The sequence below is a fragment of the Nocardia kruczakiae NBRC 101016 genome (assembly GCF_001612965.1).
GTDB lineage: Bacteria > Actinomycetota > Actinomycetes > Mycobacteriales > Mycobacteriaceae > Nocardia > Nocardia kruczakiae.
In genome coordinates, this window is sequence record NZ_BDBL01000015.1 from 95713 (window position 1) to 115099 (window position 19387).

26 protein-coding genes and 1 pseudogene are annotated in these 19387 nt (G+C 67.2%); 14 read left to right on the top strand and 13 right to left on the bottom strand.

The genetic code is table 11. The annotated features are described in order from the left end of the window. The first annotated feature begins 2 nt into the window (after positions 1–2). Entirely contained in the window at positions 3–764 is a 762-nt protein-coding gene (locus tag NK1_RS12815; RefSeq protein WP_063008754.1) for an alpha/beta fold hydrolase, read from the top strand. Here the strand turns inward: NK1_RS12815 and NK1_RS12820 are convergent. Then, positions 743–1114, bottom strand: coding sequence for a winged helix-turn-helix transcriptional regulator (locus NK1_RS12820; RefSeq protein ID WP_063008755.1), 372 nt, complete (start codon positions 1112–1114; stop codon positions 743–745). The genes NK1_RS12815 and NK1_RS12820 overlap by 22 nt on opposite strands. 93 nt (positions 1115–1207) lie before the next feature. On the opposite strand from NK1_RS12820, the gene NK1_RS12825 reads away from it, so the two are divergent. Further along, a complete protein-coding gene (locus NK1_RS12825) occupies positions 1208–1702 on the top strand; it encodes a luciferase domain-containing protein (RefSeq protein WP_063008756.1) in 495 nt (164 codons plus the stop codon). Positions 1703–1731: 29 nt separating this feature from the next. Next, positions 1732–2118, top strand: coding sequence for a lipocalin-like domain-containing protein (locus NK1_RS12830; RefSeq protein WP_084460823.1), 387 nt, complete (start codon positions 1732–1734; stop codon positions 2116–2118). On the opposite strand, the gene NK1_RS12835 is transcribed toward NK1_RS12830, so the two are convergent. Continuing rightward, on the bottom strand, positions 2119–2619 hold the full coding sequence (locus NK1_RS12835) for an acetyl-CoA carboxylase biotin carboxyl carrier protein (protein ID WP_218023114.1): 501 nt from the start codon (positions 2617–2619) through the stop codon (positions 2119–2121). Positions 2620–2634: 15 nt separating this feature from the next. After that, a complete protein-coding gene (locus NK1_RS12840) occupies positions 2635–3417 on the bottom strand; it encodes an SDR family NAD(P)-dependent oxidoreductase (protein WP_063008759.1) in 783 nt (260 codons plus the stop codon). Positions 3418–3603: 186 nt separating this feature from the next. Between NK1_RS12840 and NK1_RS12845 the strand changes: the two genes are divergently transcribed. Beyond that, the gene (locus tag NK1_RS12845) at positions 3604–4023 is read left to right on the top strand and encodes a nuclear transport factor 2 family protein (protein ID WP_063008823.1); all 420 of its coding nucleotides are present in this window, start codon (positions 3604–3606) and stop codon (positions 4021–4023) included. A gap of 32 nt (positions 4024–4055) precedes the next feature. Next, complete coding sequence (locus NK1_RS12850) at positions 4056–4667, top strand: malonic semialdehyde reductase (protein WP_063008760.1); 612 nt, start codon at positions 4056–4058, stop codon at positions 4665–4667. A 140-nt stretch (positions 4668–4807) separates the two neighbouring features. Here the strand turns inward: NK1_RS12850 and NK1_RS12855 are convergent, their stop codons facing one another. The 3 genes from NK1_RS12855 to NK1_RS34990 form a co-directional block, all read right to left on the bottom strand. Then, positions 4808–5485, bottom strand: coding sequence for a PAS and ANTAR domain-containing protein (locus tag NK1_RS12855; protein WP_063008824.1), 678 nt, complete (start codon positions 5483–5485; stop codon positions 4808–4810). Between the two features lie 102 nt (positions 5486–5587). Beyond that, the gene (locus NK1_RS12860; RefSeq protein ID WP_063008761.1) at positions 5588–6022 is read right to left on the bottom strand and encodes a hypothetical protein; all 435 of its coding nucleotides are present in this window, start codon (positions 6020–6022) and stop codon (positions 5588–5590) included. Between the two features lie 267 nt (positions 6023–6289). After that, entirely contained in the window at positions 6290–6655 is a 366-nt protein-coding gene (locus NK1_RS34990) for an STAS domain-containing protein (RefSeq protein WP_063905991.1), read from the bottom strand. 244 nt (positions 6656–6899) lie between these two features. Here NK1_RS34990 and NK1_RS12870 point away from each other — a divergent pair, with 244 nt between their 5' ends. After that, on the top strand, positions 6900–8279 hold the full coding sequence (locus NK1_RS12870) for an ABC1 kinase family protein (protein WP_063008763.1): 1380 nt from the start codon (positions 6900–6902) through the stop codon (positions 8277–8279). Here NK1_RS12870 and NK1_RS12875 read toward each other — a convergent pair. Together NK1_RS12875 and NK1_RS12880 are read right to left on the bottom strand one after the other, a co-directional pair. Then, complete coding sequence (locus tag NK1_RS12875) at positions 8260–8598, bottom strand: hypothetical protein (RefSeq protein WP_157104239.1); 339 nt, start codon at positions 8596–8598, stop codon at positions 8260–8262. The two genes, NK1_RS12870 and NK1_RS12875, sit on opposite strands and share 20 nt — an antisense overlap. 238 nt (positions 8599–8836) lie before the next feature. Further along, the gene (locus NK1_RS12880; protein WP_063008765.1) at positions 8837–10054 is read right to left on the bottom strand and encodes an esterase/lipase family protein; all 1218 of its coding nucleotides are present in this window, start codon (positions 10052–10054) and stop codon (positions 8837–8839) included. A 667-nt stretch (positions 10055–10721) separates the two neighbouring features. Here NK1_RS12880 and NK1_RS12885 point away from each other — a divergent pair. Further along, entirely contained in the window at positions 10722–11993 is a 1272-nt protein-coding gene (locus NK1_RS12885; protein ID WP_245660466.1) for a PucR family transcriptional regulator, read from the top strand. A gap of 15 nt (positions 11994–12008) precedes the next feature. Here the strand turns inward: NK1_RS12885 and NK1_RS12890 are convergent, their stop codons facing one another. Together NK1_RS12890 and NK1_RS12895 are read right to left on the bottom strand one after the other, a co-directional pair. Continuing rightward, positions 12009–13559 carry an ArnT family glycosyltransferase gene (locus NK1_RS12890; protein WP_063008767.1) on the bottom strand — a complete coding sequence of 517 codons (1551 nt, stop codon included), beginning with the start codon at positions 13557–13559 and terminating at the stop codon, positions 12009–12011. A gap of 216 nt (positions 13560–13775) precedes the next feature. Continuing rightward, a complete protein-coding gene (locus NK1_RS12895; protein ID WP_063008768.1) occupies positions 13776–14399 on the bottom strand; it encodes a TetR/AcrR family transcriptional regulator in 624 nt (207 codons plus the stop codon). A gap of 107 nt (positions 14400–14506) precedes the next feature. Here NK1_RS12895 and NK1_RS12900 point away from each other — a divergent pair, with 107 nt between their 5' ends. From NK1_RS12900 to NK1_RS12915, 4 genes are all read left to right on the top strand, one after another. Beyond that, positions 14507–15154, top strand: a complete 648-nt coding sequence (locus NK1_RS12900; protein WP_063008769.1) for an FMN-dependent NADH-azoreductase — start codon at positions 14507–14509, stop codon at positions 15152–15154. 1 nt (position 15155) lies between these two features. After that, positions 15156–15596, top strand: a complete 441-nt coding sequence (locus tag NK1_RS12905) for a DMT family transporter (RefSeq protein ID WP_084460825.1) — start codon at positions 15156–15158, stop codon at positions 15594–15596. Between the two features lie 114 nt (positions 15597–15710). Further along, entirely contained in the window at positions 15711–16493 is a 783-nt protein-coding gene (locus NK1_RS12910; RefSeq protein WP_063008770.1) for a MerR family transcriptional regulator, read from the top strand. Between the two features lie 55 nt (positions 16494–16548). Further along, positions 16549–16887: a YciI family protein gene (locus tag NK1_RS12915; protein ID WP_063008771.1), complete on the top strand. Its 339-nt coding sequence runs from the start codon at positions 16549–16551 to the stop codon at positions 16885–16887. Positions 16888–16921: 34 nt separating this feature from the next. On the opposite strand, the gene NK1_RS36030 is transcribed toward NK1_RS12915, so the two are convergent. Further along, entirely contained in the window at positions 16922–17053 is a 132-nt protein-coding gene (locus NK1_RS36030; protein ID WP_281189152.1) for a hypothetical protein, read from the bottom strand. A gap of 24 nt (positions 17054–17077) precedes the next feature. Between NK1_RS36030 and NK1_RS34485 the strand changes: the two genes are divergently transcribed. Beyond that, on the top strand, positions 17078–17233 hold the full coding sequence (locus NK1_RS34485) for a hypothetical protein (protein ID WP_157104240.1): 156 nt from the start codon (positions 17078–17080) through the stop codon (positions 17231–17233). A gap of 314 nt (positions 17234–17547) precedes the next feature. On the opposite strand, the gene NK1_RS12925 is transcribed toward NK1_RS34485, so the two are convergent. Further along, on the bottom strand, positions 17548–17760 hold the full coding sequence (locus tag NK1_RS12925) for a hypothetical protein (RefSeq protein WP_063008772.1): 213 nt from the start codon (positions 17758–17760) through the stop codon (positions 17548–17550). Positions 17761–17821: 61 nt separating this feature from the next. Here NK1_RS12925 and NK1_RS36215 point away from each other — a divergent pair. Beyond that, positions 17822–18043, top strand: a pseudogene (locus NK1_RS36215) (integrase core domain-containing protein); the annotation flags it as partial. An 89-nt stretch (positions 18044–18132) separates the two neighbouring features. On the opposite strand, the gene NK1_RS12930 reads toward NK1_RS36215, so the two are convergent. Continuing rightward, entirely contained in the window at positions 18133–18858 is a 726-nt protein-coding gene (locus NK1_RS12930; protein ID WP_063008773.1) for an SDR family oxidoreductase, read from the bottom strand. 91 nt (positions 18859–18949) lie between these two features. Here NK1_RS12930 and NK1_RS12935 point away from each other — a divergent pair, with 91 nt between their 5' ends. Then, positions 18950–19369 (top strand): MarR family winged helix-turn-helix transcriptional regulator, encoded by a 420-nt coding sequence (locus tag NK1_RS12935; RefSeq protein WP_245660467.1) that lies wholly within the window; start codon positions 18950–18952, stop codon positions 19367–19369. Positions 19370–19387 lie beyond the last annotated feature (18 nt).

Here is a 19387-nt window from a genome sequence, read left to right on the forward strand (position 1 = left end):
TCGTGTCGACCTATCTCCTCGTTCACGGCGCGTTTCACGGCGGCTGGGCCTGGCAGCGAGTGACCCCGCTGCTCACCGCGGCCGGCCACCGTGTCTTCGCGCCCTCCCTCGCCGGCATGGGCGAACGCGCCGACGAACTCACCCCCGACGTGGGACTCGACACCCACGTCGACGATCTCGCCGAGCTGATCCTCGCCGAGGATCTGCGGGAGCTGATCCTCGTGGGGCACAGCTACGCCGGAATTGTCGTCACCGCGCTCGCGGACCGGTTCCCGGACCGCATCGCCGAGCTGATCTACGTGGATACCTTCGTGCCGCGAGACGGCGAAGCCGTCGCCGACATCATGCCGGAGATGGTCGAGGCGTTCACCACCGCGGCCGCCGCCGTCGGGGACGGCTGGCGGGTGCCTCCGCCCACCGAGCCGATGGGCGACAGCGGCATCAACGGCGTCACCGAGGAACCCGACCTGAGCTGGGTGGCCTCGATGCTGACGGCCCAGTCGCTGAAGACTTTTCACCAGCCGCTGGCCCTGCGCAATCCGGACGATCTGGCGCTCGTTCCCGTCACCCACATCCACTGCAGCGAGGGCGGCGAGGCATTCAAGGCGATGCGCGCGGCGATGCCGCGGACTCTTCCTCCTGCCGACCTGCCCGCCGAACGGCTGAAGATTCTGCCGACCGGGCACGACTGCATGATCACCATGCCGCGTGAATTCGCCGAGCTGCTCCTGCAATCGGCGGCTCAGCGCTCGCCCGCGTCGTAGGCGGCGCGGGCCGCCAGCACCTGCGCCAGGTGCTCGTTCGACCACCGCGCGAGACCGTCGAACAACGGAGTCAGGGTGGCGGCCAGCGCGGTGGCCGCGTACTCGACGCGAGGGGGGACCTCGGGATGGTAGGTGCGCTGCACCAGACCGTCGCGTTCGAGCTGACGCAGCCGCTGGGTCAGCACCTTGGGCGTGACGCCCGGAATACGTTGCTGCACTTCGTTGAACCGCATCCGGCCGTCGTGGATCAGCACCCACAGCACCTGGGTGGACCAGCGGCCGAAGAACAAATCGACCACCGGTGAGATCGGGCACGGATCCGCGACAGCGGGCGGCGTGACGGGTGTCATGATCGCTCCTGGGCACTTTCCATTTGGTAACTACTATACTTTGGAAACTACTGTGTGACCAGAAGCCTTCACCGGCGCGAGAGGAGCACAGTGATGACTGCGACCGCACCCCACGGAGATCTGCGCCTGCCCCGGCGGCGGGGCGACCGCCCGCTCACCCGGCCACACAATCCGCATCAGCAGCTCACCCAGAATCCGGACGTCCGGCTCCAGGAAGCGCTGTGGACGCGCATGGTCGCACTCGACGGCGTGCTGGCCGCCCGCAGCGCGGTCTCGCTGCCCGACACCCGCGCCCTGCATCTGCGCCCCGAGCTCGCGCACGGACCCGAGGACGCCTTCCTGGCCGGCACCGAATTCGCGCATCTGCACGGGCACGCCGACGGCAGCCTGCATCTGCGCCTACCGGAATCCACTGCCGCCGAAGCGGTTTCGGCCGGCTGGGCCGAACAGCATCCGATGGCCCGCGCCGGCGTCCTGCCGGCGACACTGCTGATGGTCTACGGCCCCCGCGACGCCGATGAACTGGAACAGGTCTGGCAGCTGGTGCGCGCCGCCTACGACTACGCCCGCGGGAACGCTCGAGCATGATTCGAGCGTCGGCACGCATCGTGGGGGCCATGACTGCGACTGATCTCGTCGGCACCTGGGAACTGGTGTCCTACTACGACATCGACGACGCGGACGTGCGCAGCGAAGGGCCACTCGGCCCGGCGCCGCGCGGTCTGCTGATCTACACCGCACAGGGCTCGGTCTCGGTGAGCATGATGCGCACCGGCGACACCACCGCGGCGCCCCCGTTCATGGGCTACGCCGGAACCTGGCGCACCGCGGGAATGGCGGTGGTGCACGCCATCAGCGTGTGCTCGAATCCGGCCTGGGCCTGCACCGAGCAGGTACGACAGATGTCTCTCGACGGCGACGTGCTGACCCTGATCGGCGCCGCGCAGGTGGACGGGCGGACCCAGCGCCGCATCCTCACCTGGCGCAGGTCCGCCCGCCCGTGATCACTCCGGCGAGTACGAGAACAGAGGTTCGTCGAATTGCACGGAATCACCGTCCTGTTTGAGGATCGCGGTGACGACCCCGCCCGCCTCGGCCGTCACCGGGATCATCAGTTTCATCGCCTCGACGATGCCGACCTGACGCCCCGGCGACACCCGATCGCCGACCGCCACGAACGGCTCGGCACCGGGCTGCGGGCTCCGATAGAACACCCCCACACTGGGTGCGCGGATCACCGGATCGGCGACCGTCACCTCGGTCGCGACGTCGGTTGCGGGTGCCGGTGCGGCGCCGGCGCTCACCGCCGCCTCCCCCGGGCCCTGCGGCCACTGCGCCTCCACGGTCACCTCACCGACCTGGATCCGCAGCCCGCTCGGCTGTGCGGGAAAGCCCGCCAGCAGCCGCAGCGCACCCGACTGGATGGCGTCGAGTATCTGCAGGTAGTCATGCTGGGCGGAATCGAGTTCCGGTGTGGGCGTGACATTTTCGTCCATTGTCGTCATGACGGCGCTCCGCGGTCAGTAGTTGCCCAGGCCGCCACAGACATTCAATGCCTGTGCGGTCACGGCGGCGGCGGCCGGCGAGATCAGATAGTCGACCATCGCGGCCACCTCGTCGACCTGGACGTAGCGGCCGATCGGCACCCGGGCGCTCACCCGCGCGTGCACCTCGTCGGTATCGACACCCCACAGACCCGAATACACCTCCCGAACCCGTTCGGCCATCGGCGTTTCCACGAATCCGGGGCAGACCGCGTTGACCGTGATCCCGGTCTTGGCCAGCTCCAGCCCCAGCGCCTTGGTGAAGCCGACGACCCCGTGCTTGGAGGCCGAATACGGCGCGCCGTGGAGCACACCCTGCTTACCGCCGGTCGAGGCGATGTTGACGATCCGGCCGCTACCGCGCTCGAGCATGCCCCCGGCGGTGAGCGCGGCCTTGGTGGCGTAGAAGACGCTGTGCAGGTTCGTCTCGACGACGTCGAGCCACAGCTGGTCCTCGATCTGCGCGGTCACGCCGCCGCCGCTGCGACCGGCATTGTTGACCAGGATGTCGACCGGGCCGAACCGCCGGACCCCGGCATCGACGTACTCCCGGACCTGGGCGGCGTCGCGGACATCGCAGCCCACCCCGTCCACCGCGAATCCGTCGTCCTGCAACCGCTTGGCCGTATCGGCCACCCGCTGCTCGTCCCGGGCACAGATGAACACCGCAACACCCTGTGCCGCCAGGTTTTTCGTGATCTGCAAGCCCATTCCGCTGGTCGCTCCGCTGACCAGCGCCACGCGCTGACTGTCCGCCATATCTCCTCCATCGGTGCTGGATCCGGTTACGCCGGCCCGTCCGGCCACCAGCGTCGCGAAAGGCCCTATAAGACCGGTCAAACCGGCGCGGGCTCGACCGAATCTCGAGCGCCGTCGGCGACCGTGGAGCGCGATCGAGGTCCGCCCGGAACACCGGCGGCCACACCGTTTTCCGAGGAGCCGTCCATGACCACTGTCGCCAGCCGTGCCGAGTTGTACGCCGAGGTGCAGCAGTTCTACGCCGATCAGATGCAGCGCCTGGACAACCGCGACATCACCGGATACGCCGAAACCTTCACCGAGGACGCGGAATTCGAGCACACACCGGGCCGCCCGCCCGCGCGCACCCGCGCCGGGATCGTGTCGGATCTGGTGGAGTTCCACAAGCGTTTCGACAGCGATCCGATGCAGCGCCGGCACTGGTTCAACATGATCAACCTCTCCCCGCGCGACGACGGCAGCATCGGCGCCACGATGTACTGCCTGGTGGTCAAGATCCGGCCCGGCGCGGCGCCGGAGATCGCGCCGAGCTGTGTGGTCCACGACGTGCTCGTCCGCGTCGACGGTGAACTGCGCACCCTGTCCCGCCTGGTCACCCACGACTGACCGAAACCTTCACCCCCACAAGGAGTTACGCTGTGAGCACCGCTCAACCCACCACGCACCTGACCCTCGCGGCCGAAGCCCAGGACCTGTTGTTCCGCACGGCCCGCACCGCCAACACCTTCACCGACGAACCGGTGAGCGACGAGCAGATCCGCGAGATCTACGACCTGGTCAAATACGCGCCCACCTCGATGAATCAGCAGCCGCTGCGCATCGTGCTGGTTCGCGGCGCCGAGGCCCGCGCCGCCCTGGTCGAGCACATGCTCGACAACAACAAACCCAAAACCGAAAAGGCGCCACTGACCGCGATTCTGGCCGCCGACCTCAATTTCCACGATCACCTGCCGAAGGTCTTCCCGCACGCTCCCGACGCCAAGGACTACTTCGCCGACGACGACTACCGGGCCGAATCGGCGCGGTTCAACGCTCTGATCCAGGTCGGCTACTTCATCCTCGGCATCCGCGCCGCGGGCCTGGCCGCCGGCCCGATGAACGGGTTCGACGCCGCCGGTGTCGACAAGGAGTTCTTCCCCGAGGGCACCCACAGCGCGCTGGTCGTGGTCAATATCGGCAAGCCGGGCCCCGACGCCTGGTACCCGCGCTCACCGCGGCTGGAATACGACGAGGTCGTCACCACCGTCTGACCTCCGCCCGTCCGAAGCCCGATCGGAATGTCCGATCGGGCATTTCGCGGTTCAACGAAGGGACTTCGCCTCTCGGGCGCCGCCCCGCGCCTCGGCACGGAACACCGCGATCGATCGCCGCGAGCGCACCCGCGCCCGAGTCAGCGGGGACGGTCCGGTATGCGGGTGTGGACGGTCAGCAGCAGATGGTCGAGGGCGGTGAGCGTCTGCGGCTCCGCGTCCGGGAGGGTCGGCAGTTCGGCGATCAGCTGAGCGGCCAGGTCGCGGAGTTTGGTGTTGGTCTCCTGGGAGCGCCAGGACAGGATTTTGAACGCCTGCTCGGCATTGACCCGATACATCCGCATCAGCACACCCTTGGCCTGTTCGATCACCGCGCGATGCTCGATCACGTCGGGCAGAGCCACCGACAGCGTCTCGCGTTCGCTCTCGGCGAGGGTCTCGGTCAGGTCGATGTAGAAGCCGGCGGTGCCGGTGACGGATCCGGCCTCGTCGTAGAGACGGTCGGCGACCACCATCACGTTGTGCACAGCGCCCGCGGTGTCGATGAACCGGTGCCGGCTCGAGAACGATTCCCCCATGTCGACCGCGCGGGCGATACGCGCGGCCACATCGTCGCGGTCGTCGGGATGTTTGTGCGACAGCAGCAGCTCGGTGGTCGGCACCACGCTGCCGGGGCGGTAACCGTGCATCCGGTACACCTCTTCCGACCACTCCCAGCGCCGCGTCGCGAACCAGAACCGGAAGGATCCGACCCGCGGCACGCTGCCGGGATCAGCCGGTCCCGTATCTGCTGCCGGTTGACCGTGTTCGTTGTCCATGCCGTTGCGCCGCACGACACGATTATGGCCGGTGGAGACCCTCCCGGTAACGGAGTCCGGGACGGCAGTGCCGAAAACCGCGCGTCGTTTCGCGGGTGCGGCTCACATGAAGGGCCACAGGTCCGCGTCGCGGTGAGTGCACTGCGCCAAGCGGGGATCGTCGGCGGGACGCAACCACCGCACCGGCACCCGGATCGGTTCGATCGAGGGCAGGCATGCCACGTGGCCGGTGCGGTCCACGAGCGATCCCACGACGCGATAACCCTGTTTCGGTGCCAAGCCCAGAGCTGCGGCCTGGTCGTCGGTGAGCGTGACCTCGGTATGCGAGCGTTCGATGAGTCGCAGTCCCTCGACCGTCACCGGATCGGTGTCGTAGTCGACGTTGGAGGCCGTGAGCCGGAACCGCGCACCCGTCAACAGGCTCGCCACCCACATCGAGGTCCCCAGTCGCTCGCGATCGGGATAGCGGGCGACCGGCAATCGGTGCGGGACCAGCACTACATACGTATGCCCGACCTCCACGTCACGGGCGCGCATGGCATCCAGAATCGTCCTCGCGGCGTACCCGCGCAACGTTGCCGGTACAAGGTCACCGCCCGTGCGTCACGTCACAGAGCAGGACGGAAATAGCGCGCCGGGTATCGCGGTTGAACCCCCTGTCGGCGTCCGAACAGCCCCGGGCCGCACCCTTCAGTCGCTACGAGCGACCACTCGCCGAGAGGCGCTTGTGGGACGTCGACCGGATACGGACGCCGCCGGGAACGCCACCCGGCGGCGTTCTGCTGTCGGCCCACCGGTGTCAGCTCACCGAGCGCCCACACCTGCGCTGGGCAGATCGTCGTACACCGAGACCATCCGATCCAGCCCGGTGACCTGGATGACGCGCTTGGCCGCACCCGATGCGACGACGCGCAACCGGCGGGGAGTCACCGTGGTGGCCGCCGCGTGCAGCACGCTCAGCCCGGCCGATCCCAGGAAACCCACCCCGGACAGATCGATCACCGGCGCGGCCTGATCGGCGTCCTCGAATGCCTCACTCATCCGGTCCAGCACACTCTGCAGCTGGTCGGCCGTCATCGCGTCGACATCGCCGTGCGCCGATATGACGAGCGCGCCGCCGGACCGGTCGACCTCGACGCTCAAGCCGCTGTCATCCACCAAAACACTCATCTCCTCGTCACCGCGGTACGTCACACTCGTATACAACCCCCCTCGCGCGAGCCCAAACCTCTTTTTTCCCAGCGCTCGTCCATGGTCTGTGTGCTGTTCCGACCTCGGCGGCCGATTTTCGTGATATTCACGCGAGTGGAGCCGGACGGCCGAACACTCGCGGGCGGGCCGGTAGCTTGGCCTCGCCTCGCCGGTCCGGCGCGGTGACGGCATGCGCCAGGTCCGAACCGATGGAGGTTGAGCAGTGAGCGATCGGGTCCCCCACGGCCGCATCTCGCGCGGCGGCAAGATGGGCCGGCTCGCCGCGGGACAGGCGCTGCGCGGGGTCGGCACCCGGCTGTCGATGGTGGGTCGCACCGAAGAGGCGCGCCGGCGCTTGAGTGAACGCTCGGCGATGCAGGCCGCCCAGCAACTGGTCACCGTGCTCGGTGGCATGAAGGGCGCCGCGATGAAGCTCGGGCAGATGCTGTCGGTGCTCGACCTCGATCTGCTGCCGGAAGAACAACGCGAGATGTTCCGCACCAAACTCGCGCAACTGCGTGATCAGGCGCCGGCGTTCCCGTTCTCCGCCATGCGCACGGTGATCGAGAACGACCTCGGCCCGATGGCGCGCATCTTCGCCGACTTCGACGAGACCCCGATCGCCGCCGCCTCCATCGGACAGGTCTACCGCGCGCGGCTGCTCGACGGACGAGCGGTCGCGGTCAAGGTCAAATATCCCGGTGTCGACCGCGCGGTCGAAGCCGATATGCGCAATCTGATGATGATCAGCCGCCTCTGGAAGGCGATCCTGCCCAGCGCCGCCGACGAAGAGGTGCTCGCCGAGGTGGCCCGCAACATCGGCAGCGAACTCGACTATCCTCGCGAGGCTCGCACCCAGCACCACGTGGCGACCCGCTACCGCGGCCATCCCTATATCACCGTGCCCGACAGCATCGAATCCTGCTGCGGCCCCAATGTTCTGGTCACCGAACTGGTCGACGGCGAGCCGTTCGGGCATATGCGCGCCCTGCCCGACGCCGACCGCACCCGCCTCGGGGAGCTGATCTACCGCTTCTACATCACCTCCCTGTTCACCGACCACGAGTTCTGCGGCGACCCGCATCCGGGCAACATCATGCTCGCCTCCGACGGGCGGCTCGCCTTCGTCGACTTCGGCCTCTACACGGCGATGAGTCCCGCCGACGTCGAACTCGAACGCGACATCATCCGCGCCGCAGGCGAATACCGCGCCGAGGACATCTACCACTCGTGGGTCGCACAGGGCATCGTCGATCCCGACGCCGGAGTCACACCCGACGAATGCCTCGGCTACATCTGGGCCGCGACCGGCTGGCATCTGATCGACGAGGACATCACCGTCACACCCGAATTGGCCACCAGCGCAGTGGTACTCGCCGTCGACCCCCGCGCCGCCGAATTCAGCGGCATGCGCCACCAGCGCCTGCCACCCGAGCACGTCTTCTCCCGCCGCGCCGACCTGTTCACCTACGCCGTCCTCGGCCAACTGCACACCACCAACAATTGGCACCGCCTCGCCCGCGAATGGCTGTACCACGAACCGCCCGCCACCGATATCGGCGCCGACATCGCGCGCTGGCGGCTCACGGCACGATCGTCGTGATCGGCACCGCGCCGGGGAAGCCCCGGTCGCGCGCATACCAGCACAGGAAGCCGTCGCTGTCGGCGGACAGGTCGGTCACCCACCAGCGTTCCATTCCGTCGCACAGATCCATATAGGTGCAGCAGTCGCGCAACTCGGCGAACGAACCGCGTTGCCGCGCCGCGCAGACGAGTGCGGCGACGATCCTCCTGGCCGGAGGATGCCCGTAGACGACCCAGCCGTATCCGTCCTCGAGCGGTTGCAGCCGGACGCCGTAGAAGTGGCGGCCGAACAACCGGCCGACCGTGGGATCGATGGCGTAGCAGTGCAAGTCGCGCATGGGTACCTCCGGATTCGTCGTCGACACCGAACCGCCTCGGCCGCGCGGTCCGGGCATCGAGAGCCGAGATGCCCACCGGGTGGTGGTCGATCCACCCGGTGGGCACGGCCGCCGCGATGGGACGGCTGCGATGGGGAGTGTCGGCAACACCCACCGCGGTCCCGCGGCGGAGGATGCTCGCCGGTGCGCGGGGAGGTCCACGATTCCTCCCGCACACCGGCGAGCAAGTATCACGCGGTCAGAGTTTGCCGCCGCCACCCACCAGCCACGGGTTGAAGCTGCAGGTCAGCGCAGGAGTCTGGGCCGGGTCGAGGGCATGCAGGATGATCGAGAGCACCCGCGGCGAATACATCATCGTCAGGTGATCGGACACATCCTGCTCACATCCGTCCTGCAGGGTGATGTTGTCGACCGTCGCACCCGGGCCGGGCTTCAGGAACGTCAGGTCGTAGGGGTTGGTGATCTCGTCGTAGCGACTGCCGACCACCGTGTAGTCCACACCCGGCATCGTGTCGCCACCGGCGTTGAGCTGGTTCACGAAATCCGAGCCGATCGTCTGCTGGATGCCCGCGTGGCCGACGAAGATCTCCACCAGCCCGAGCACGTCGATGCCGAGATTGTTGATCATCCGTCCCAGCGCGCCGATACCGTCCAGTGAGGTGCCGTGGTTGGTGGCGCCGAAGGTCATCATGTGATGCACCTTGGCCGCACCACCGTCGAACTTCAGATACCACCGCGACATCGCGCCACCCTGGGAATGGCCCACCAGATTCACCTTCTGCGACCCGGTCGCCGCCAGTACACGATCCACGAACTGCGCCAACTGTTTCGACGAGTCCTGGATGTACCCGGTGCCGTTACGCCCCGGCAGCACCGACCCCAGGCCGCCACCCTGGATCAGATTCGACTTGCCGTAGTTGAAGGTGAACACGCAATAGCCGGCGTCGTGGATCGGCTGGCTGATGTAGGAGAAGTTGTCGTAGGCGTTCTCCCACGTGCCGTGCACCAGCACCACCGGCTCCGGATGCGCCGCGGTGGGCTTGCAGTTCCAGTCGTTGGTCCCCGGCGGCGCGACATCCGGATTCAGCAGGCCGTACCCGAAGGCGGCCAGGAACGAACTCTGCGCCGGACCGTAACCCACTGTGTCGCTGGAGGTTCCACCGGAGGAACCCGAACTCGAGCCCGAACCGCCGTAGCAGTCACCGGAGCCGTTGCCGGAGCCCGCGCCGCTGCCCGAGGTGCAGGCCGAACCGGTGCCGGAGCTCCCGCTGTCGGCGATCGCATGCGCGGACGGATTCTTCAGTCCGTGCGTGATCATCTCCGCGAGCTGCTGCTCCTGCTGCTGATCGCCGACGGGATCGGCGCCGGCGCCGACGCCCGTGAGCCCTACCGTGAGTGCGGCGGCCGCCGCGACAATGGCCGCACTCGTACAACTACGGCGAATACTTCTTTTCATGGTGTTCCTGACATCGTCGAATTCGCTGCCCGGAAAGTCGCCGATCGACGTTTCCGGAATTCGCGAGCAAACGCTACGGAGACAATCGACCGCGCGGCGTGCGTTGCGGCGATGTCTTCACGGGTTCACGAAACGATTCCGGGAGCGCCATGACTCCACACAGTCGGCTCTTTCACAACCGGCGGTATCGCGAGAGGCATATGCGGTGGCTTGCGGGAATTCGGCGATTACAGGTCTGGCGTGCATTCTTTTCCGCGCGGTCACTGGCGTGGTCCGACATCGGAGTGGGATTCGATCGCGCTTCGGACGGGCACGGATCAGGCGCGGCGCGGTCGGTCTCCTGATGCGGCGGGGGCACCAGGTCGGCACGGACAACGGCCCGTCGAGACGCCGGGACGACTCGGACGCCGGACGCCGTGCGGGGGGGACGCCGGAACGCGAGCTTCGCAGAAAAGTGAGCAGTCAGCCAGTTATGCACGCTCGACACTCTCGAATTCGCCCGGAGCCGAACCCTTTTCCCACTTCAAAGAAGTATCGGATACCAGCAGCGCAGTCTGCGAATCCGAGTAGAAGGTGAGCGAGAACTCGCATTAATCTTCGGTTCCTGGACCGGCGGCAACCTGCCGGCGGCCGGACACCACCCGCAGCCGTGACGAGGAGGTCACCCGTGACGATCCGATCAGCGCCGGAAACTCCGATCGCGCACGCCTCGAGCACCGGGCCCCTCACCGCCGGCGACGCCGACCGCTCGGCCGAGCGCCTCCTGTCGCATCTGCGCACGAAGATCCACCCCTTCACCGCACTGCCGCGCCCCCTGCTCGACGGCGACGTGAAAGCCATGATCCGCGTGTGCATGCGGTGGGCGAGCGAGCGTGGCACCGCGGCCGCCACCGCCGATCCCGCGGCGTTCCTGCAGGTCGCGGCCGCTCGATGGGCGCGCGCCGACCTGCCGATCGAGAAGGTGCTGCATGCGATGCACGTCGGATTCGGCGAAGCCCTGGAGGTCGTCGTCGCGCGCTCCGGCGAGCCGAGTTGCGACCGCCTCATCGCGTGGACGAGCGCGGCGGTGGAGCTGTCGGACCTGTGCACCGGCGCCATCAGCAGGGCGTACGTGCGCGAGTTGAAAGCGACCTCCGGCGACCATCACACCGCCGTCCACACCCTCACCTCGGCGCTGCTCGCCGGGCAGGCGAGCTCGAAAGTGGCTCGGGAATGCGGCATTCCGATCGCCGACGAGTACTACGTGCTCGCCGTCCACGTGGCCGCGCATCCGGACGAGAACCGTCCCGGTCTCGATCGGCACGTGGTCGCCGGGCGCAAATTGCGCCGCGTCCAATCGGCGCTGACCCGCCAATTCCAGGACCGCGCACTGGCGATGCTGTCGGTCGACGGCGGAACGATCCTGCTGCCCTCCGACGTCTGCGGCGAGCCCGAACTCGACCGCGCCGTCGAGGTGGTGGCCGACTACGCCGCGGTTCCGATCACCGCGGTCATGACCCGCTGCGCCACCGACGCCGTCCCCGCGGCGGCCCGACGAACTCACGAACTCCTCGACACCACCGAATCGATCGGAATCGGCCCCGGATTACACAAATTCGACGACCTCGCGCTGCAATATCAATTGACCCGCCCGGGAATCGGCCGCCGGATATTGGAAACGCGTATCGCTCCGCTCGACGATCACCCCGAACTTCTGCGAACACTGCATATCTTCTTCCACACCGATATGAATCGCCGGCGGACCGCACGGCAATTGAATATCCACCCGAACACCATCGATTACCGGCTCCGGCGGATCGGGCAATTGACCGGCTTCGACCCTTCCCGAAGCCAAGGTCTGTGGTATCTGCGCTCCGCACTCATCGCTCGCGGCGGCACCGCGTCGACGGCCCCATCGCCGTTCCCGGATCGGGCGGGACAGTCACGCCGGTCCGCCTGAGCCGCGACGCGCGGCTCAGGCGCCGTGGTCGATGCGAAGCGTCATCAGTTCGGGCCAGATCTGCGACCACGAACGAATCGGGTTGGCACACAACGACACCCGGATGCCATAGTTCACCCCTTGAAATCCACTCGGGTCGTCGAGACGAGACACCGGGACGACGGTCGTGAAGCGAGCCGGCAATTCCCGCTGCAGATCGACGCCGCCGACGTACAGGACCCGGGTCGCGGAATCCGGTGGCGGCCCGAAGTAGCCGTAACCCCGGCTCGCGCTGTACACCGGCGGAAGATTAGCGGACCCGAGCACCGCCAGCGCACTGGCCTGCCAGTAGTTCTGGGTCACGATCACCAGGCGGGCCCGCTCGGCCTCCGGCACGGTGTCGACAGCGCGGGAGACGGTGTCGACGAGTTGCGGCCACCCACGTAATCCGAAGAACTGCGCGCGAATCGCCATGTCGCCGTTGCGGATCGCGGGCCCGTGCAGCCAGGACCGCGGGAGCGGCAGTATGCACACCGCCGCCACCACGACCACCATTCCGGCGGCGCAGTAACCCGCGAGCGCCTTGCCGACCCGGCCCCGCAGTTCATCACCGACGAGATGGACCGCGGCTGTGGCGAAGAAGAGCGCGAACCCGTCGCCCAGGTAGTACGGACGAAGTCCGGTCACCAGTACCGCCGCCAACGGCAACAGCCCCAAGGGCAGGAGGAACCGCACCCACCGCAGGTCCGGCGCCCGGAAGGCCGCCCGGATACCGATCAGCAGCAGGATCCCGCCCGGCCCCGTGGTCAGCACGAGTTCACGCACCGCGGAGGCGAATCGCCCGTCGACCATCGTCGTCTGCTCCCCCTCGATCGCCGCCCCCATGGCGAGCTGCGGCCATCCGTGGCGCGCCTGCCACACCAGCGCCGGCACCATGGACACCGCGACGATCGCCACGCCGATCCAGAGCGCGGGCCGACGCAACACCTGCCGCGGCCCCCACACCAGCACCCCCAGCCCGAGCAACGCCCAGACCGCCAGGATCAGCCATTTGACCTGGAAATCGACAGCGGAGGCGAGCGCGGCCACGATCAGCAACGCATCCCGGCGCGTACGCACCCACCGGATCACCAGCCAGCAGACGAGCGTCGTCAACGCGGCGTCATAGGCGAAGGTGCTCAGCGCCGCCGACTGCTGCACCGCGAACGGCGTGCACGTGTAACCGAGCGCCGCCGTCACCTGCGCGGCCCGTCCCCCACCCAGTTCCCGAGCGATCACCGCCGCGAGCACAACCGTCGCAGCCGTCAACACCACTACCGGCAGTCGCAACACCACCGCCGACCCGGGGGCCACCAGATCCGACAGATAGGCCTGCAATGGCACCAACGGCCCCTGATCGGCATAACTCCACGACAACCGCCGCCCCGCCGGCACCATGTACAACTCGTCGCCCCACAACGGATACCGCCCCAGCCGCGCGGTCGACAGCACGAGCAGGCCGCCGACGAGGATGGTCAGTTCACGTAATGCGAACGGGGGGAGGTTTTCCGAGGTGTGGGAACCGGTGGCATCAATGGCGGCGCTCACGGGCGACCCTCCGACAGTGCAGACACGACGGGCGCACATTCGCCGCCCGATGAGATAAATCCTATGGCCGACAACGGCTTTCGGCGCAGCGGCTACGGTTCGTCACAAAGCCGCACGTTACCGTTGGTGAACCATTCCGAAGTCCCGCACCACTCGTAGATTGCTCGACCTCTGGCCACCTGCCGTCAGCCCCGGACGAGGCGCTCCGACCGTGGTTCAGCTTCTACTGTCGATTCCATGAGCATCGGGATCCAGGATGCCGTGTGCGAGTTTCGCCAGCCCCGCGGCAATCTGCTCGGAGCCGAGCCCGCGCTCGCGCTGGTGCCGGTACACCTCGGCGGCGAGCGGTGCGAGCAGCGCGTCCACGAGTGAATCAGGTTCGGCCACACCGGCTTCGGTGAGCAGCGCGCGTACGTGCATCGCCCAGAATTGATAGGCCCCGGTGCGGAACCGCGCGCCACCGGTCTCCGCGCCGAGGACCAGATGGGCGTGGGTGTCCAGCAATTCGACCATCGCAGCGTAGAAGGCGGCCAGCCGTTCGCCGGGCGGTGCGCCCGGCCCGAGCGGCGGTTCGCCGCGCAGCAACTGCTCCTGCAGTGCCCGCTCATGCTCGTCGAGCAGGGCGACGGCGATGGATCTCACGTCCGGATAGCGCCGGTACAGCGTCCCCCGCCCGACCCCGGCGGCCTTGGCGATGTCGTCCATGGTGACCGTGCGCGGGTCATGCTCGGCGAACAGCGCCGCCGCGGCGGCCAGCACCTTGGCCCGGTTACGAGCGGCGTCGGCGCGCTCGGCGGGCGCGGACGGGTCGTTGAGCAGTGGGAGGCCGGAGCTGTCCATGCAGCTCACTGTAGCCCCCGAGGATTCAACTGGACAATCTGTCCAGTTAGGTTCTAGCATCGGAGCAGTAAACGGACATGCTGTCCAGTTGATCGGAGACTGACCAAATGACCACCCTGCTGCACCTCGACGCCAGCGCCCGCCGCACCTCGATCAGCCGCGAACTGGGCGCCGCCTTCGCCGCCGCCTGGCGTGCCGAACATCCCGACGCCACCTACACCCACCGCGATCTGGCCGCCGATCCGATCCCGTTCATCGACGAGGGCTGGACCGAACTGTGCGACCACGTGCTGGCCCACGGCGCCACCGACCTCGACCGCCTGGGCGAGCTGGTGGATTCCCCCGCCCAGCAGCGTGCCTGGGAGATCGTCGAGCCGCTGCTGGCCGAACTCCGAGCCGCCGATGTCGTGCTGATCGGCACGCCGATGTACAACTACTCGATCCCGGCCGGCCTCAAGGCGTGGCTGGATCAGATCACCTTCCCGCGAATGTCACTGGCCCCCACCCGATTCGTGGTCGTCACCGCGCGCGGCGGCGCGTACTCGCCGGGCACACCGAAGGCGATCTACGACTATCAGGAGCGCTATCTCCGCGACTTCTTCGCCGGCCATTTCGCCGTCGAGGACACGGTTTTCGTCAATGCCGAACTGGTGAACTCGCGCCAGGACCCGGCGCTCGCCCACCTACGCGACAAGCACGACGCCTCCTACGCCGCCGCGCTCGACACCGCCCGCACCCTGGGTAAGGAGTACTGAAATGAACTGGCTCGTCCTGGGTTTGGCCGGTGCGGTCGAGATCGCGTGGTCCCAGTCCATCAAGCCGACTCAGAATTTCACCAAGCCGCTACCCACCCTGCTGTGCTTCGTACTCGCGGCGATCGCGGTGTACCTGCTGTCCCATGCCATGCAGTCACTGCCGGTGGGCACCGCCTACGCCATCTTCACCGGCATCGGCGCGGCCGGCGCGATCGCCCTCGGGATCGTCGTACAGAAGGACCCGGTGAGCGCGGGCCGGATGCTGGCGCTGTCCATGATCATCGGCGGCATCATCCTGGCGCGGATCACCAATCCCGATGGCGAGAAGGCGTCGACTGGCACTACTTCTACTGCGACGGGCTCTTCCGGCACGGCAACCGCTTCCACGACCGGGAGCGGTGCGACCACGACCACATGGGGCTACCACCGCCGGCACCATTGAGTCGATCGCAGGCCCCGGCCGGGCCACTCTCACGGTCGACACCAGCGAGACCGCCCCGGCGACAGTCCACCGATGCTTGACCCTCTCGTGGCGTGAGGCGGCACAGTGGCAGTTATGGAAGCCATCGAACACACCGTCGGCGCGGTTGCGCAGTCGACCGGTATATCGGTTCGGACCCTGCACCACTACGACGAGGTCGGTCTGCTACGGCCCAGCGGCCGCACCTCGTCGGGATACCGGCTCTACAGCGAGGACGATGTTGCGACGCTGCAGCGGATTCTGTTCTACCGCGAACTGGGTTTCGGCCTCGAGGACATCTCGGGCATGCTGAACAGTTCCGGCCTCTCCGACGAGGACCACCTGCGTCGCCAGCACGAACTTCTGAGCGAGCGGATCTCCCGACACCAGGCGATGATCGCACTGATCGATCGGGAGGTGGACGCCCGCAAGGCGGGCATCGGCCTGACGCCCGCCGAGCGGTTCGAGGTGTTCGGCGGCGACCGTCTCGTCGAGTTCGCCGACGAGGCCGAGCGGCGCTGGCACGATCGGCCGGAGTTCACTCAGCGGCGAGAGCGGACCAGCCGATACACCAAGCAGCAGTGGCTCGAGCTGCGCGCCGAACAGCGAGAAATCCACCAAGCCCTCGCCGATGCGATGCGTGCAGGCACCCCGGCGGGCGATCCAGCAGTCATGGAGATCGCCGAACGGCACCGCCGTCATCTCGAACGCTGGTTCCACGACTGCGACTTCGACACCCATCGACGCCTGGCCGAGGAATACCGCGCCAACCGCCGACTCGGCCTCAACTATGACGATATGGCCCCGGGGCTGTCGCAGTACATCCACGACGCGATCCTGGCCAACTGCCGCCGCGGCACTCGATCCGCTGGCCGATGACCCCGAAGCGGTTATCGTCGCGGAGACCGAGTAAGCAGGACCGGAGGCGACAACTTTGAGCACGACAGTGACCGACGAACAGATTCAAGCGCTGGCCGCGACCGCGAAACCCTTCAGCCTGGCCGTGCTGCACTGGGGCCCGGATCGAGACATGGACGGCGCGAACGCAATTGAACTCGAGCACCAGCGCCGAATGGTCTCATTGCGATCCGATGGCGTGATCGCAGTCCTGTGCCCGGTCGTCTCCGACACCATCGCAGGCGTCGCGATCATGACCGTCCCCGCCGAACAGGCCACCGCGATCCTCGCCGGGGACCCATGCGTGCAGGCCCGGATGATGCACTACGAGGTACACCCGTGCCACGGTTTCCCCGGGGACTCCCTTCCCGCCTGAATGATCGGTTCGCCGCGGCGGAACCGGGCCGCTTTCAGTCGAGCGGCTCCGTAGCCTCGACCAGGTACGACGGAGACAGCCGGGACATGGCCTCGAGCGTCGGCTCGACCGCCACCATGGCTGCGGTGGCCCGGGCGATCGCGACGCGTGCCGATCCCCCTGCCACCGTGCAAACCCGGAGGGTCGCGCCATGACACAACAGCCCGGCCACGACCTCGACGAACTGCGGGACGCCGTAGCAACGCAGTTGAGCGGGTGGCGCACGGTGGTCAGCGGCGACGCCTTCGGGTTCACACATGCCCGCGACCGGCACGGGCAGCGACTATCGAACGACGTTCCTGCCTGAGGCTCGACTCGAGTCTTGTCGCAGAGATCGGCCGCCGACGAGCCGACAACGACGGTACGTTCGATCGGTCCGGTCCCGTGCACATGGTGACGCTCGTGCTGGCCAGCGATCCAGCTGCTGCATCCGGCGAGACCGACACGATCGTCGATTACCGGGAGGCGACGGCATGGCGCAATGTTCTTCTGCCTCGAATGGCCCCGTGCTACCTCTTGGAGAATCCGAGCCATCCTGGAGCCCACCGGCCCGGTCGTGGTCGATGAGGACGGCCGTCGGGTCGAGACGGTGTACGAGAACCCGCGGTTCCCGCGGTTCTATCACAGCAATCGCTGATGGCTTGCGGCCGATGTCACTGTCCTGGCGACAGGGCAATCTAGCGCGGCGCCGGTGTCGAACAGCCAGCGCTCGATCAAAGCGGTACGGGCGCAGCAGCATTCGTCGCGCCACCTGCGCAGCATCCACATGTAGCGGCCGTAGACCTCAGCCGCCACGCGTTTCTCGTCAAACCTGACCAGCGGATGGAACAGCATCTACGATCGTCCCAACAACGAAAGGTTGCGTCGACCAGTTGAACTCACCCGATACACCTCGGTGAAATTCACTGAATCTCTTGCTCTGCAAGAACTCTCGGCATCGACAGGTTCGGTTGGAGATGCCTACGACAACGCTCTTGCCGAATCGATCATCGGCCTGTTCAAGACCGAGGTCGTCAACCGGCACTGTCCGTGCAAGACCCTCACCGAAGTCGAATTCGCGCTCATGGAATGGGCCGACTGGTACAACAACGCCCGCCTGCACTACCTGGCCCCGGCCGAATACGAAACCGCGTACTACTCTCGACGATCGCCACGCCGACCGAGGTACTCGTCCCATTCGGCCTCGGTCGGTAATCGACTCCGCGTTCAGAAACTTCCGCCGCCGGCATCGATGAGCTGGCCGGTCAACCACGCTGCGTCGGGGGAGGCGAGAAATGCCACGATACCGGCGATGTCGTCCGGTTCTCCGATTCGGCCCAGCGGAATAGTCTGCGCCGTCTGCTGCAACGCGTCGGGTGTCACGGTGGCGGTGAGCGCTGCTGTGCGCGTCGGGCCTGGCCGCACCGCGTTCACGGTTACCGAACGGTGCCCCACCTCGCGAGCGAGCACTCGTACCAGGGCCTCGCTCGCGGCTTTGCTCGCGGCGTAGGCTCCCGAGCCGGGGCGGTGAGTGACTGTGACGCCGCTGGAGACCACCACGATTCGGCCGCCGTCACGGATACGTGTCGCCGCCGCGCGCAGCAGTTGGAACGTGGCACGGGTGTTGGTGGCGAACATCGCGTCGAAGTCCTCGTCGGTGGTTTCCGCGACCGGCGCGAACCGTGCGGCCCCCGCATTTGCGACGACGACATCGAGTGTCCCGGCGTCGCGCTCGGCATGATCGAGCAGAGTTCGTAGCTGTTCGGAATCGGCGACATCCCCGGCGATGGTGATCGCCCGCCCGCCCCGCTGGGTGATCTGTTCCGCCGTGCGCGCGGCAGCGTCCGCATCGGTGCGGTAGTTGACCACCACAGTCGTGTCCGGCGCGGCCAGCCGGACCGCGATGGCCCGGCCGATGCCGCGAGAACTGCCGGTAACCAGCGCCGTACGCATGCACCGTCCCCAATCGTCGAGTATGTAGTCAGTCGATATGCTCGACTAATATGGTCGATAGTGTCAACAGTCGCTTTGCTAAACTGTATGCGTGGAGTTGGCCGAGTCGCTTGCGGTATTGAACCGAGAGATCGCCATGCTGCGCATGGTCGTTGCCCGCCGCTTCGATCTGACCGTGCAGCAAGGTGAGTTGCTGTGTCAGATCAACCGTGACAGTCCGTCATTCGGGGAGTTGGCGCTCCGGCTGGGATGCGACAAGACCAACATCACCGGCATGATTGATCGACTCGCGCAGCGCGGCCTGGTGAGCCGCCGACCCGACCCGACCGATCGCCGGGTCACCAGGGCGGTCCTCACCGCGGACGGCATCGAACTCGGGGCCAGGATCAGAGCAGCGTTTTCCGCCGAGGTCGAACGCCGTTGCGCGGATCTGTCACCGGAAGACCGTTCACAACTGATCCGACTGACCCGCAGCATCGCCGACGATCTCGCCGGCAGTAAGACCCCCTGACCGGAAACAGCCTGTCGT

Bases quoted from the DNA above. Each gene is read 5' to 3' on its own strand.
- NK1_RS12830 (WP_084460823.1), top strand. From the start codon at position 1,732: ATGACTGCGACTGATCTCGTCGGCACCTGGGAACTGGTGTCCTACTAC.
- NK1_RS12845 (WP_063008823.1), top strand. From the start codon at position 3,604: ATGACCACTGTCGCCAGCCGTGCCGAGTTGTACGCCGAGGTGCAGCAG.
- NK1_RS12910 (WP_063008770.1), top strand. From the start codon at position 15,711: ATGGAAGCCATCGAACACACCGTCGGCGCGGTTGCGCAGTCGACCGGT.
- NK1_RS12860 (WP_063008761.1), bottom strand. From the start codon at position 6,022: ATGCGCGCCCGTGACGTGGAGGTCGGGCATACGTATGTAGTGCTGGTC.
- NK1_RS12905 (WP_084460825.1), top strand. From the start codon at position 15,156: ATGAACTGGCTCGTCCTGGGTTTGGCCGGTGCGGTCGAGATCGCGTGG.
- NK1_RS34485 (WP_157104240.1), top strand. From the start codon at position 17,078: ATGACACAACAGCCCGGCCACGACCTCGACGAACTGCGGGACGCCGTA.
- NK1_RS12895 (WP_063008768.1), bottom strand. From the start codon at position 14,399: ATGGACAGCTCCGGCCTCCCACTGCTCAACGACCCGTCCGCGCCCGCC.
- NK1_RS12875 (WP_157104239.1), bottom strand. From the start codon at position 8,598: ATGCGCGACTTGCACTGCTACGCCATCGATCCCACGGTCGGCCGGTTG.
- NK1_RS12855 (WP_063008824.1), bottom strand. From the start codon at position 5,485: ATGGACAACGAACACGGTCAACCGGCAGCAGATACGGGACCGGCTGAT.
- NK1_RS12820 (WP_063008755.1), bottom strand. From the start codon at position 1,114: ATGACACCCGTCACGCCGCCCGCTGTCGCGGATCCGTGCCCGATCTCA.
- NK1_RS12840 (WP_063008759.1), bottom strand. From the start codon at position 3,417: ATGGCGGACAGTCAGCGCGTGGCGCTGGTCAGCGGAGCGACCAGCGGA.
- NK1_RS12900 (WP_063008769.1), top strand. From the start codon at position 14,507: ATGACCACCCTGCTGCACCTCGACGCCAGCGCCCGCCGCACCTCGATC.
- NK1_RS34990 (WP_063905991.1), bottom strand. From the start codon at position 6,655: ATGAGTGTTTTGGTGGATGACAGCGGCTTGAGCGTCGAGGTCGACCGG.
- NK1_RS12925 (WP_063008772.1), bottom strand. From the start codon at position 17,760: ATGCTGTTCCATCCGCTGGTCAGGTTTGACGAGAAACGCGTGGCGGCT.
- NK1_RS12880 (WP_063008765.1), bottom strand. From the start codon at position 10,054: ATGAAAAGAAGTATTCGCCGTAGTTGTACGAGTGCGGCCATTGTCGCG.
- NK1_RS12835 (WP_218023114.1), bottom strand. From the start codon at position 2,619: ATGACGACAATGGACGAAAATGTCACGCCCACACCGGAACTCGATTCC.
- NK1_RS12930 (WP_063008773.1), bottom strand. From the start codon at position 18,858: ATGCGTACGGCGCTGGTTACCGGCAGTTCTCGCGGCATCGGCCGGGCC.
- NK1_RS12825 (WP_063008756.1), top strand. From the start codon at position 1,208: ATGACTGCGACCGCACCCCACGGAGATCTGCGCCTGCCCCGGCGGCGG.